This window comes from Pseudonocardia xinjiangensis (assembly GCF_012911925.1).
GTDB lineage: Bacteria > Actinomycetota > Actinomycetes > Mycobacteriales > Pseudonocardiaceae > Pseudonocardia > Pseudonocardia xinjiangensis.
This window is the reverse complement of record NZ_JAAXKY010000184.1, coordinates 1-12896: the sequence shown is the minus strand read 5'-3', so window position 1 is coordinate 12896 and position 12896 is coordinate 1. Positions and strand designations below refer to the sequence as shown.

The 12896-nt window shown below is 72.6% G+C and carries 13 protein-coding genes; 1 reads left to right on the top strand and 12 read right to left on the bottom strand.

All coding sequences use genetic code 11. The features are described 5' to 3' along the window. Positions 1-253: 253 nt before the first annotated feature. Positions 254-913 carry a phosphoribosyltransferase gene (locus HF577_RS33340; protein WP_169399982.1) on the top strand — a complete coding sequence of 220 codons (660 nt, stop codon included), beginning with the start codon at positions 254-256 and terminating at the stop codon, positions 911-913. Positions 914-985: 72 nt separating this feature from the next. Here HF577_RS33340 and rplL read toward each other — a convergent pair whose 3' ends face one another. The 12 genes from rplL to HF577_RS33280 form a co-directional block, all read right to left on the bottom strand. Further along, positions 986-1372 carry a 50S ribosomal protein L7/L12 gene (gene rplL / locus HF577_RS33335; protein WP_169399981.1) on the bottom strand — a complete coding sequence of 129 codons (387 nt, stop codon included), beginning with the start codon at positions 1370-1372 and terminating at the stop codon, positions 986-988. Between the two features lie 47 nt (positions 1373-1419). Then, the gene (gene rplJ, locus HF577_RS33330) at positions 1420-2016 is read right to left on the bottom strand and encodes a 50S ribosomal protein L10 (RefSeq protein WP_169399980.1); all 597 of its coding nucleotides are present in this window, start codon (positions 2014-2016) and stop codon (positions 1420-1422) included. A 479-nt stretch (positions 2017-2495) separates the two neighbouring features. Then, positions 2496-3410: a hypothetical protein gene (locus tag HF577_RS33325; RefSeq protein WP_169399979.1), complete on the bottom strand. Its 915-nt coding sequence runs from the start codon at positions 3408-3410 to the stop codon at positions 2496-2498. Between the two features lie 83 nt (positions 3411-3493). Next, complete coding sequence (locus HF577_RS33320; RefSeq protein WP_169399978.1) at positions 3494-4048, bottom strand: hypothetical protein; 555 nt, start codon at positions 4046-4048, stop codon at positions 3494-3496. 27 nt (positions 4049-4075) lie between these two features. Next, positions 4076-5299 carry an MCE family protein gene (locus HF577_RS33315; RefSeq protein ID WP_169399977.1) on the bottom strand — a complete coding sequence of 408 codons (1224 nt, stop codon included), beginning with the start codon at positions 5297-5299 and terminating at the stop codon, positions 4076-4078. Continuing rightward, positions 5296-6576, bottom strand: a complete 1281-nt coding sequence (locus HF577_RS33310; RefSeq protein ID WP_169399976.1) for an MCE family protein — start codon at positions 6574-6576, stop codon at positions 5296-5298. The genes HF577_RS33315 and HF577_RS33310 overlap by 4 nt, the downstream gene beginning before the upstream one ends. Next, positions 6576-7775: an MCE family protein gene (locus tag HF577_RS33305; RefSeq protein WP_169399975.1), complete on the bottom strand. Its 1200-nt coding sequence runs from the start codon at positions 7773-7775 to the stop codon at positions 6576-6578. The genes HF577_RS33310 and HF577_RS33305 overlap by 1 nt, the downstream gene beginning before the upstream one ends. 2 nt (positions 7776-7777) lie before the next feature. Beyond that, positions 7778-8743 (bottom strand): MCE family protein, encoded by a 966-nt coding sequence (locus HF577_RS33300; protein ID WP_169399974.1) that lies wholly within the window; start codon positions 8741-8743, stop codon positions 7778-7780. Beyond that, positions 8743-9891, bottom strand: a complete 1149-nt coding sequence (locus HF577_RS33295) for an MCE family protein (protein ID WP_169399973.1) — start codon at positions 9889-9891, stop codon at positions 8743-8745. The genes HF577_RS33300 and HF577_RS33295 overlap by 1 nt, the downstream gene beginning before the upstream one ends. Continuing rightward, a complete protein-coding gene (locus tag HF577_RS33290) occupies positions 9888-11207 on the bottom strand; it encodes an MCE family protein (protein ID WP_312859546.1) in 1320 nt (439 codons plus the stop codon). The genes HF577_RS33295 and HF577_RS33290 overlap by 4 nt, the downstream gene beginning before the upstream one ends. Positions 11208-11223: 16 nt before the next feature. Further along, entirely contained in the window at positions 11224-12063 is an 840-nt protein-coding gene (locus tag HF577_RS33285; protein WP_169399972.1) for an MlaE family ABC transporter permease, read from the bottom strand. 1 nt (position 12064) lies between these two features. Next, on the bottom strand, positions 12065-12844 hold the full coding sequence (locus HF577_RS33280; RefSeq protein WP_169399971.1) for an MlaE family ABC transporter permease: 780 nt from the start codon (positions 12842-12844) through the stop codon (positions 12065-12067). Between the last annotated feature and the right edge of the window lie 52 nt (positions 12845-12896).

The window sequence follows — 12896 nt, the reverse complement described above, 5'->3', positions numbered from 1 at the left end:
GAACTGGGCGACTCGCGCACCCGCGAGTCGCCCGGTTCGGGTGCGCGAGTCGCCCAGTTCCCGGGGCCCCGGTGATCGCTGCGAGACCCGGGGATCCGCCCCGCAAAGGGCCAAAGACCGAGTCTCGAACCGATCACCGGCCGGCAGCGAACCCGAGCTGCGCGACATGGACACATATCGCGGTGCGGGGGCCCGTCCGAGCAGCCACATGTGTCCATGTCGCTGCCGCCGGGGTGGCGGGTACCCGGGACGCATGGCTGTGGGGAGGCGTCGGCGGGTGTTCGCCGACCGCGCCGAGGCCGGGGAGCGGCTCGGCGCGCAGTTGGGCGGGCGGACGTGGACCGACCTCGTCGTGCTCGGCCTGGCCCGGGGCGGGGTGCCGGTGGCCGCCATGGTGGCCGCGACTCTCGGCGCTCCGCTCGACGTGGCCGTGGCGCGCAAGATCGGGGCGCCGGGACGGCCGGAGTGGGGCGTCGGTGCCGTGACTGCGGAGGGGCCCGTCGGATGGGACGTGGCGGCGCTGCGCCGAGCCCGGTCGAGCACGGCGGAGCTGGCCGGGGAGGCCGCCCACCAGCAGGCGGAGGCGGGCCGGCAGCTGCGGCGCTACCGGGAGGTGGCCGCGGCGGTGCCCGTCGCGGGTCGTGACGTGGTGCTCGTCGACGACGGCCTGGCCACGGGGGTGACCGCGCGGGCGGCGCTCGCCCGGCTGCGCGGTGCCGGGCCGCGGCTCGTGGTGCTGGCCGTGCCGGTGGGCCGGGCGGGGACCGCGGCCGCGCTACGGGCGGACGGCGCGGCCGACGAGGTGGTGCTGGTCACCGCGCCGTCCGTGCTCGGCGCGGTGAGCTGCTGGTACCGCGACTTCGACCAGACCTCCGACGCCGAGGTGCTCGCCGCGCTGGCCGCCTCGCGATGACCCGGACATGCGCGAGGGGCGGCACCCGGATCGGGTGCCGCCCCTCGGCGTGGTGCTACCGGTGCGCGGTGATCAGCTCAGGCTGACCTTGGCGCCGGCCTCCTCGAGCTTGGTCTTCGCGGCGTCGGCCGCGTCCTTGGCCACGCCCTCGAGGATCGGCTTCGGGGCCGACTCGACGAGGTCCTTGGCCTCCTTGAGGCCCAGGCCCGAGACGAGCTCGCGGACGACCTTGATGACCTGGATCTTCTTGTCGCCTGCAGCCTCGAGGACGACGTTGAACTCGTCCTTCTCCTCGGGGGCCTCAGCGGCGGCGGCGGGGCCTGCGGCGGCCGCAACGGCGACCGGGGCGGCCGCGGTGACGTCGAAGGTCTCCTCGAACTTCTTCACGAACTCCGAGAGCTCGATCAGGGTGAGGTCCTTGAAGGCGTCGAGCAGCTCGTCGGTGGACAGCTTCGCCATGATGGCGCTTCCTCTCTTGGGGTGGAACTACGCAGGTGGGGTGGTGCTCAGCTCTCGGCGGGAGCCGGAGCCTCGGTGGCGTCGGTGGTGTCGGCGTCGGTGTCGGCGCCTGCCGGAGCCGCACCGCCCTCGTCCGCGCGCTTGTCGGCCAGGGCCTGCGCCAGGCGGGCCACCTGCGACGCCGGAGCGGCGAACAGGCCTGCGGCCTTGGCCATGGTGCCCTTCATCGCGCCGGCCAGCTTGGACAGCAGGACCTCACGCGACTCGAGGTCGGCCAGCTGGTTGACCTCGGCGACGGTCAGCGTGCGACCGTCCATGAAGCCGCCCTTGATCACCAGGGCCTGGTTGGCCTTGGCGAAGTCGCGCAGCGCCTTGGCCGCGTCGACGGGCTCACCGGTGATGAAGGTGATCGCCGTGGGGCCGACGAGCAGCTCCTCGAGGCCTTCGACGCCGGCGTTCTCAGCCGCTCGCTTCACCAAGGTGTTCTTGGCGACGCGGTAGGTGGCGCCCTCGCCCAGCGAGCGGCGCAGCGTCGTCAGCTGGGACATGGTGAGGCCGCGGTACTCGGTGACCACCGAGGCGGACGAGCCGCGGAACCTCTCGGCGATCTCGTCGACCGCCGTGACCTTGTCAGATCTGGCCATCCCTTGCCTCCTCTCGGTTGTCGGGGTGGTCGTGCACGTGACTGACCCACCGTCGACGGACCCGGGAGAAGACGAACGCCCCGGCGCAGGAGCGCACGGGGCGTGGCGGACGGCGCGCAGCAGCGCACCTCGCGGTGACCTCGTCCTCCTGCGCGGGCCGGCCGCTGTCGCGGAACCTTCGTACGCCGGCGCCGATCGCTCGTCGGCGGCGTAGACCTGCGGTCTTCGGTGGAACCGTCATCCAGGGTACGCGACGGACGGCGCCGGCCGACACCGGGCCGCGACCCCGCTCCGAGAAATGTCGGACCCGCCCGTTACGGTCGAACACATGTTCGATACAACGGTGAAAGCTCAGGCCGAAACGGCGGCGACTCCGCCCGCCGGTGCGGTCGTGCGAGTGCAGCGGATCGGGGCCCCGGAGAGGTTCGTTGCCCGGGCCCCGGGCCACCCACGATCCCGGGGGTCCCCGGAGCCCGGGATCACCTGCTCTCCACCGCGGCGATCTTCCAGCGGCCGTCGATCTTCTCCCCGGTGACGGTGAGCCGTCCGGCCGCGGCGAGCTGCGTGGCCTTGCCGTCGTCGCCCGGGGCGGCCCGGGTGGCCTGCTGGTCCATGAACGCCACCAGCACCGCTCGGTCGCCGGTGATCTCCTTGACTGCGGCCACGGTGACCGTGGCCGACACCACGGCCTGTTGCTGCGGCGCGAGCTCACGGACCTGGGCGAACAGCTTGTCGAACTGGTCGGCGAACTCCGGCGTGATCACGGCGCGGGCGGCGCGCTCGTTCTCGTCGAGCCGGGCGAAGTCGTAGGAGTAGATGGTCTGCAGCGCGTCGGTGAGCTGCCCCGCGGCCTCGGCCGTGGCGCCGACGTCCACCAGCGCGGTGTTGGCCGCGGAGGGGGTGTGGCGCAGCCGCGCGTCGGCGAGTCCGAAGAACACCGCGAGGCCGGTGAGCACCACGAGTGCCACGGCGAGCAGCGGCACCCGGAGGGAGCGCCTGCCGGGCTCGCCCGGGCCGGCGGCGGGGGCGTCGGGCTCCGGCGCCTCCTCCGCGACGCTGTCCGCGGCCCGGTCCCGGCGGCGCTTCGGGCGGAGGATGATCACCGCCGTGCGGCCCGGTGCCTTGTCCGCCGCCTTGTGGTCGACGGCGGCCGGATCCACAGCGCCGGAGTCCGGGCCGACCGTGTCCAGGGCGACCGTGTCCTGGGAGGCGGCGTTCGCGCCAGGAGCCAGGGCACCAGCAGCCCGGTCACCGCCGGCCGGGGCCTGCCCGGCCGGTGGCCGGCTCCCCGGGCCGAGCGCGACGCGCCCGGTGCGCGGCGCCTGGTCTGCTGCGGCGGTGTCCGTGCCGGGGCGGTCGGCACCGGTGGTGGCGCGGTTCCCGGCGGGGGCCACGCCGGCCACCCGGGGGCGGCGGATCGAGCCAACGGGGGGCCTGGGTACTCGGGGACGGGGGGGCATGGTGACGTCTCCTGCTCTCAGCTCGCCGGGGCACGGACCGGGGCGAGCCTGCTCGCCTTCCAGCCCGCATCGGTGCGGGTCATCTCCAGCTGCAGGCGCTGGCGGGTGACCACGGGGTCCTGGCCCTGCGGGACGACCTTGACGTCCACCCCGACGAGCACGCGGGCCGTCCCGGCGCGGACGTCGAGCTCCGCCACCGCGGCGTCGGCGACCGTGGCCGTGGTGACGCGCTTCGAGTCGGTGACGACCTTGTTGTACTCGGCGCGGTTGGCGCGGAACTCGTCGAGCAACGGGCCGGTGGAGGTCTGCTCCCACAGGTCGAGGCCGGCGTCGACGTGGGTGAAGTCGAGGCTGTTGAGGTTGATGGCGGCCTGCTGCGCGTCGATGAGCACGACGTCGCGCTCCCGGGCCAGCTCGAGTCCGTCGTCGCCCAGCGCGAGTGCCCAGCGCACCCCGAAGAACGCCGCGGCCAGCGCCGCCACCGCCACCAGCAGCGCGAGCGCCCGCACCGGGGTCACGAGCCGCGCCGTGGGCGGCGGCGGGGTCGCGGGCGGGTCGTCGAGAACGGTCACGGGAACCTCCAGCCGTCGGGGGACGGGTCAGCCGAGCAGGATCTGGGCCGGGGAGCTCAGTGGCGGGGTCGAGTCGACGGGCGCCGATCCGGCCGGCAGCGGCCCCGTCGGCCCGACCTGGGCGTCGGCGGGTGCTTGCGGGGTGGCCGCGCGCGGCACGTTCTGTGCGCCACGGACGTTGATGGGGCTCCCGGGGGGTTCCGCGCAGTAGGCGTCCTCGTTGAGCGGGAGCGGCGTGACGTCGCCCCCGGCGCGGTGTGGGGTGCCCTCGTAGCCCTGGGCGCACGGATACGGGTCGAAGACGTTCACCACGAGACCGAGGTGGCCGGTGCCGTCACCGGGCAGGGCGCTGTAGCCGTTCGACGCCACCCCGGGATAGGTGACCAGCAGCTGCCGCAGCGCGTCCTGGCGCGGTTCGGCCACCCGCGAGACCGTGAGCAGGTCGGCGACCAGCTGCGAGAGTCCCGGGCCGCTCTCCTGCAGCAGGCCGACCACCTCGTTCGACACGTCCGGGCCGGTGACGAGCAACCGGCGCAGGTCCGGGTCCGAGGTCTTCAGCTGGTCGGCGAGCAGTGCGAGGTCGCGGCTGAAGCTCTGGAACGAGCCGGCGACGTCGTTCTGGGTGGTGAGGACGGTGCGTCCGTCGCGGATCAGCGCCAGCGTCTGCGGCAGGGCGTCGACGGCGTCGGAGGTGAACGCGTTGGTGGTGTCGAGGATCTTCTGCAGGGGCTGCGCGGTGCCGTCGAAGGCCGTGCCGAGCTGGTCGACGACGGTGCGCAGGGAGTCCAGCGGCACCGAGCGGACGAAGTCGTCGAGGCTCACGACGAGGTCCTCGATGGGTACCGGGGTGCTGGTCCGGGACACCGGGATGACCGATCCGGCGCCGAGCACCGGGCCCTTGTCCGTGGTGGGCTGCAGGTCGACGTACTGCTCGCCGATCGCGGAGAGGTTGTGCACCGCGGCGTCGAGGTCGGCCGGGATGGGCGGGGCGCTGCGGTCGATGTCGAGGCGCGCCTCGACGCCGTCCGGGGTCAGGGTCAGCGGGCCGACGCGGCCGACGGAGACGCCGCGGTAGGTGACGTCGGCGCCGGTGAAGATGCCCCCGGACTGGGCCAGCTGCAGCCGCACGGGGTAGGTCGTGGTGCCGAACAGGTCGCCGAACCCGGCGTAGCGGAACCCGGCGTATCCCACGCCGAGTGCTGTGACCAGGAAGAACGCGATCAGCTGGAGCCGTACCGTCCGGGTGATCATCCGTCGCCTCCGAGCAGGCCGCCGAGGACCCCGCCCCTGGTCGGCTCCGGCGTCTCGGTCGGAGGTGTGGTCGGCCCGGTCGACGGCGCCCGGCCGGTCTGGCCGGGGAGCGGCAACGGCAGTGGCAGCGGACCGTCGTCGCCGAGCAGGGGGAACTGCGGGAGCGCGGGACCGGTGGGGCCCAGCAGGGGGCCGAGCAGCTCGGACGTGGGCGGCAGCCCGGGGATCGGGCCGTCCGGGCCGGGGAAGGGCTGGTTGGACCGCGCGAGGTTGGCCAGGATGTGGCCGAGGTCGAGGTCGGCCCGGATGTAGAGGTTGACGTAGTCCCCCGCGAAGCCCTCCACCGACCCGTCGGTGAACGGGAAGCTCGGCAGGATCTCCAGCGAGTTGACCAGGTCGGGACCGGACTCGGCCAGCTTGCCCAGGGTGGGCTGCAGCAGCTTCAGGTCGGCGAGCACGTCGTCCCGGCTGCGGTTGATCACGTCGGTGGCCACGCCGGAGAGCCGGTCGAGGGCCTGCAGCATGTCGACGAGCTGCCCGCGCTGGGCCTCCAGCTCCTTGAGGCCGGGCGCGAGGTCGTCCAACGCGGTCTCGATCTGGTCCCGACGGTCGCTCAGCGTGGACGAGAGCCGGTTGATCTCGTCGAGCGCACGGGTGATCTCGGTCTTGCGGTCGTCCAGTGCGCCGACGAGGTTGTCCAGGTCGTCGAGCAGCGCGCGGATCTCCGGCTCGTTGCCCGTGAGCGCCTTGTTGAGCTCGCTGGAGATCGTGCGGATCTGCGCGATGCCACCGCCGTTGAGCAGCAGCGACAGTGCACCGAGCACCTCCTCCACCTCCGCGGCCCGGCTGGTGCGCGCGAGCGGGATGGTGGCGCCGTCGGCGATCCTCGGCGGTGTGGGCGAACCGGGCGCCTCCTGCGGCGCGGCGAGCTCCACGAACTTCTCCCCGAGCAGGCTCGTGGTCCGGATTCGGGCCTGCGCATCGGCGGGCAGCGCGACGTCCCGGTTGACGAGCACGCTCACCATGGCCGTCCAGGCGGGGCCGACGGTGATGTCGGTGACGGTGCCGACCGGGACGTCGTCGACCTTCACCAGCGACTGCGGTACCAGGTCGACGACGTCGGAGAACTCGATGGTGAGCCGGTACGGGTCGGAGCCGAGCGCTGCGCCTCCCGGCAGGTCGACGCCGCGCAGGCCGCCGGAGAGCACCCCGCAGCCACTGGTGAGCAGCGCGACCGCGGTGGCGAGCGCGGCGAGCCGGAGGCCGGTGCGGCGCATCACCCGCCACCTCCCGACGACCGGGGCGCCGGTTCGGTGGGCAGCGCCAGCCCCGGGACCGGTGGGGCCTGGCCGGACTGCAGCGCGGTGATCACCTGCGCGGCGCTGGGCAGCGGCACCGCCCCGGACAGCACGGGCTCCAGTTGGGAGCACGTGTCGGCGAGGTCCTGCGGCAGGTCGGCAGGCGTGCCGCGCTTGAGTGCCTGGCAGACCAGCACGATCGGCGGCAGCGACAGCTCGTTGACGTCGGCCCGGGTGTCGAGGGTGCCGGACGAGCCGTTGTAGGTGTTGGCGAGGTTGGACAGGCCCGCCGGGGCGATGTCGAGGATCTCGGCGAGCGCCTTCTGCTGCTTGACCAGCACCGCCGTCACGTCGGTGAGCCTGTCGACGTTGGACTGCAGGGAAGCCCGGTTGTCGCGCACGAAGTCGGCCACCTCGCCGAGGGCGATCGACAGCTCCGAGACGGCGGTGCCGAGATCTCCGCGCTCGTCGGCCAGGAAGCCCGAGACGTCCGCGAGCCTGCCGTTGAACTCCCGCACCTGGTCGTCGTTGTCCGCGAGCATGGAGGTGAACTTCTGCAGCTCGGTGACGGTGCCGAAGAGGTCGTCGCGCGAGTTCGCCAGCGTGCCGGACAGCTCGCCGAGGTTGCGGATCGTGTCGTTGACCTTCTGGCCGTTGCCGTCCAGGTTCTCCGCCCCGACGTCGAGCACGTCGGACAGCGCCCCCTTCGCGTTCACGCCGTTGGGCCCCAGCGCGTTCGCGAGGTCGGTGGCCGCACGGGTGAGGTCGTCCACCCCGAGCGGGACGGCGGTGCGCTCGCGGGGGATGACGGCCCCGTCGGCCAGCTCGGGTCCGCTCGACCAGGTGGGGGTGAGCTGGACGTAGCGGCCGGTGACCAGGCTGGGCGAGACCACCACGGCGCGTACGTCGGCCGGCAGCTTGAGCGCGCTGTCGGTGATCCGCATCTCCACCCGCACCTGGGTGCCCTGCGGCTCGACCTCGGTGATCGTGCCGACCGGCACGCCGAGGACCCGCACGGAGTTGTCCTCGAACAGGGCCGCCGCCGAGGTGAAGTAGGCCGTGACCAGCCGGCCGGGCGGCTGGAGCACGAGGTAGAGGCCGCCGGCGAACAGGACGGCCACGACGGCGGCCAGCGCGGTGAACTGCAGCTGGCGGCGGTCGGTGTCGGTGGGCCCCATCCTCAGCACCCCCCCGGGTTGATCGGGCCGACGGTCGGGGGCACCAGCCCGCAGACGTAGTTGTCGAACCAGCGGCCGTTGCCCACGGCGTTGGTGAAGAGCCGCACGAACACCGCCTCGAGCCGCAGCCCGTTGTCGAGGGAGTCCCGGTTGCGCTGCAGCAGGGCCGCCACCCGGTCGAGCTGCTCCAGCGTGGGCCGCAGCTGGTCGCGGTTGTCGGCCACCAGGCCCCGCAGCTGTTCCGACAGCTCGCGCGTGCCGTCCAGCAGCGCGCTGATCGCCTGCTTGCGCTTCTGGATCTCGGCGAGCAGGAGGTTGCCGTCGGAGAGCAGCTTCTCGAACTCGTCGTTCCGGTCGGCCAGCACGCCGGAGAGGTTGTGGGTGCCTGCGAGCAGCTTGTGGATCTCGTCGTCGCGGCTGGCGATCGTGGTGGAGAGGCGCGACAGGCCGTCCAGTGCGCCGCGGACCTCGGGGGCGGTGTCCCGGAAGGTCTCCGCGAGCGTGTCCAGGCTCTGCGCCAGCTGCTTCGTGTCGAGCTGGTCGATCGTGCCGGAGAGCCCGTCGAAGGCCTCCACCACGTCGAACGGGGACGCGGTGCGAGCCAGCGGGATCACCGCGTCGGGGGCGAGCGCGCTGTCTCCCTGCGGGTCCAGTGCCAGGTACTTCGCGCCGAGCAGCGTCTTGATCTCGATGGAGGCGGACGTGCGGTCGCCCACCCAGGCGTCGGAAACCGTGAAGGTGACGAGAACCCGGTCGCCCGCGAGCTCGACCGAGCCGACGCGCCCGGCCTCGACACCCGCGATGGTCACGAGGTCGCCCGAGGTGAGGCCGGCGGCCTCGCTGAACTCGGCCCGGTAGGTGGTGCCGCCGCCGAAGAGCTGGGGCGCGTTGAAGGCGGCCACGACGATGAGCACGAGCACCACCAGACCGATCACCGCGGTGCGCACCGGGTTGCGCTGCTCGGGCATCAGCGATCTCCCGGCAACGACAGCGCGGGGGGCAGTGCGGGAGGAGCGGCCGGACCGGCGGCGGCCGGTGGGATGCCCCCGAGCAGCGCGGGCTGCTGGCCCTGCACGCCGTCGGGGTCCGGGCCGCAGCGTGGCGAGGCGCTGCTGAAGGCCGGGATCTCGGCCGTCGGGAGGTAGGGCTCCAGCCCGACCGAGCCGGTGAGGCCGCACAGGTAGAACTGGAACCAGCTGCCGTAGCTGCCGGCCCGGGAGACCGTCTCCAGCTTCCCGGGCAGGTTCAGCAGGGTCTGCTCCAGCTTGGGCGCCTGGTCGTTCAGGTTGCCCGCCAGGTCGCCGAGCGCGGCGATGTCCTGGCGCAGCGCGGGGCGCCCCTCCTCGACGAAGCCGGACGTGACCGTCGTGAGCTTGCCGATCGACACGATCGCGTCCCCGATCGGCTTGCGGTCCTCCGCGAGGCCCGAGACGAGCGCCTGCAGGGAGCTGATCAGGTCCGACAGCTCCTGGTCGCGCGAGTTGACCGTGTCGAGCACCGCGTTGAGGTTGTCGATGACCTGCCCGATCACCTCGTCGCGGTCGGCGAGGGTGTTGGTCAGCGACGACGTGCTCGCCAGCAGGCTCGTCACGGTGCCGCCCTGCCCCTGCAGGACCTGGATGATCTCGAAGGACAGCTGGTTGACCTGCTGCGGGTCGAGTGCCGCGAACAACGGCTTGAACCCGTTGAACAGAGTGGTGAGGTTCAGCGGCGGCCGGGTGCGGTCCAGCGGGATCGTGCCGCCCGGCGGCAGCGTCGCCCCGGTGGGGCCGGCACCCAGTGCCAGTGACAGGAAGCGCTGACCGATCAGGTTCCGGTAGAGGATCGCCGCGGTCACCGACGCGGGGAGCCGCTGGTCACGCAGGACGCTGAAGGCCACCTCCGCGACCCGCCGGTCGACGATCCGGACGTCGTCGACGGTGCCGACCACCACCCCCGCGATCCGGACGTCGTCGCCGGGCAGGAGGCCCGACGCGTCGGTGAAGCGCGCCGTGTAGGACGTGTGCTCGCCCGGCGAGGCGTTCGCGATGGTCAGCGCGAGCACGGTGGTGGCCAGCGCGACCACGACCGTCAGGACGGTGAACTTGATCAGCGGCCCGAACGGGATCCGGTTCACGTCAGCGTCACCTCTGCCCCGCGGTAGAGCGGGCCGACCAGCATGCTGCTCCAGCTCGGCACCGCTGCGGGCGACGAGCCGTCACGGGCGGCGGTGAGCTCGGCGACGACCTGCTGCTCGCCCGGGGAGTTGGGCAGGCCCATGCCGGTGTAGCCGGCCGGACCGTCCGAGAACGAGGTGGGGATCGCGCCGAAGTCCGCCGCGCTGCCCGTGGGCGAGCCCGCCGGCGGGGGCGGCGGCTTCGACCCGTCCTTGAACGGTCCGCCCGGCGGCTGCTGCGGGCCGAGCGGCAGTATCGGGTAGCAGCGCGGGCCCCGGTCGTCGAGGTAGCGCGGTTCGTCCCGGTCGGGCACGTACTTGCCGTTGTTGTTGACGATCTCGAGCGTGACGTGGAGCCCCGGTTCGTCGGTGCCCACCCCGAACGCCTCGTCGACGCGCGGCACGAGCCCGGCGAGCTGTCCGAACAGGCACGGGAACTCCGGCGCGTACCGCGCCAGGCTCTCCAGGGTGGGCCGGCTCGACGCGGCCAGCCCGATCAGGTTCTCGCGGTTGGCCACGAGGAACCCGCGCAGGTCGTCCGAGGCATGGGTGACGCCCGTGAGCAGATCATTGAGCTGCTGGCGCTGCTCCACGATCGTGCGGCTCGTGACGCTGAAGTCGTCGAGCGCGTCGAGCAGGTCGGGGGCGGCCTGGTTCAGGTTGCCGGCGAAGTCGGCGAGCTGGGTGATGTCCTCCTGCAGGTCGGGGACCGCGGGACGCAGACCACCGGTGAGCTTCTGCAGCTGCACCAGCGTCTTGCCGAGGTCCTCCCCGCGACCGGACAGTGCCTGCGACAGCGCACCGAGGGTGGTCGCGAGGTCCTGCGGTGGCACGGCCTGCAGGAGCGGGAGCAGCCCGTCGAGCACCCGCTCGATCTCGCGGGCCGCCTCGCTGCGGTCCTCGGGGATGACGTCGCCCGCGGCCAGTGGCGGACCCGCCGCCCCGTTCGGCGGCACCAGCGACACGTACCGCTCCCCGAACAGGGTCTTGGGGATCAGCCGCGCCGAGACGCCGCGCGGGATCTGCGCGATCTTGTCCCGGTCGAGGGCCATCTGCACCGTCGCACCGGACCCGTCCGTGCTCACCGACCGCACCGTGCCGACGTTCAGCCCGCGCACCTTCACGTCCGCCCGCGGAACGAGCTGCGTGCCCACCCGGTCCACCTTCAGCGTCACCGGCACGTCGTCGGAGAAGGCCCCGGCGTAGCTGCCGACCGCGAGCCCGGCCATCGCGAGCAGCACCACGACGAACGCGAGCCCCTGCAGCCTGCGCTTCACGACCTGCCCCCTGCGGTCATCCGGCCACGCTCACCGACGTCGAGGTGCCGTAGATGACCAGGGTGAGGAAGAAGTCGAGGATCGCGGTGCTGACGATCGACAGGCGCACCGCCCGCCCGACCGCGATGCCGACGCCGGCGGGACCGCCCTTGGCGTTGTAGCCGTAGTGGCAGTGGATCAGGATGATCACCACGGCGAAGACGATCACCTTGAGATAGGAGTACAGCACGTCGCTGACCGGCAGGAACAGGTCGAAGTAGTGGTCGTAGGTGCCGCCGGGCAGGTCGTTGATCAGGGTGACGTTGAGACGGGAGGCGCCGAAGCTCGCCAGCAGCCCGATGGTGTACATCGGGATGATCGCGAGCACGCCGGCGATCACGCGGGTGGTGATGAGGAACGGCACGCTGGGCACCGCCATCACCTCCAGCGCGTCGACCTCCTCCGAGATCCGCATCGCGCCCAGCTGGGCGGTGAACCCGGCACCGAGGGTGGCGGTGAGCGCCGCCGACGCGACGAGCGGGGCGATGTCGCGGGTGTTGAAGTAGGCCGTGATGAAGCCGGTGAGCGCCTCGACGCCGAGCGAGTCCAGCGCGCGGAAGCCCTGCAGGCCCACCAGGCTGCCGACGAACAGCGACAGCGACAGCATGACGCCCGCCGTGCCGAGGATGACGATCAGCGCGCCGGAGCCGAAGCTCACCTCGGCCAGCAGCCGGGCGATCTCCGCGCGGTAGCGGCGCAGCGTGCGCGGGATCCACACGATCGCGCGGGCGTAGAGCGAGAGCTGCTCGCCCAGCTCGTCGAGCACGTGCAGCGGTGCGTCGAGCACGCGGCGCGCCCGGCCGTTCAGCAACGCCACGTCACGACCCCTTCGGCGGCACGAGCTCGAGGTACAGCGACGTCAGCACCAGGTTGATCAGGAACACCAGCACGAACGAGATGACGACGGACTGGTTCACGGCGTCCCCGACGCCCTTCGGCCCTGGCGGCGGGTTGAGCCCCCGGAACGCGGCGACGACGCCCGCGGTGAAGCCGAACAGCGCCGCCTTGATCTCGCTCACCACGATGTCGGAGACCTGCGCGATCGCGGAGAAGCTCGCGATGTACGCGCCCGGGGTGCCGCCCTGCACAACGACGTTGAAGAAGTAGCCACCGCCGACACCCACCACCGTGGCCAGCCCGTTGAGCACCACCGCCGTGGTGGCCATCGCGAGCACCCGGGGCACGACGAGCCGCTGGATCGGCGAGATGCCCAGCACCTCCATCGCGGCGATCTCCTCGCGGATCGTCCGCGCCCCGAGGTCGGCACACACGGCGCTGCCGCCCGCCCCGGAGATCAGCAGCGCCGTGACGATCGGGGCGGCCTGCTGGACGATCGCGAGCACGCTGCCGGCGCCGGTCTGGCTCTGCGCGCCGAACTGGCGGGTGAGGTCGGCCAGCAGGAGCGCGATCGTGGCGCCGAAGGGGATGGTGAACAGAGCGGTGGGGAGCGCGGAGACCTTGGTGACGAACCAGGTCTGCTCGATGTACTCCCGCAGCTGGAACGGCGGCCGGAAGATGTTGCGCACCACGTCGACGCCGAGGCCGAAGAGCCGGCCGACCGGGGTGAGAGCGCGCGTGATCGGGGCAGGTGAGGTCATCGTCGCCGTCTCAGTGCCGGTGCCGGCCGCCGTTCCAGCTGCGGGAGTACAT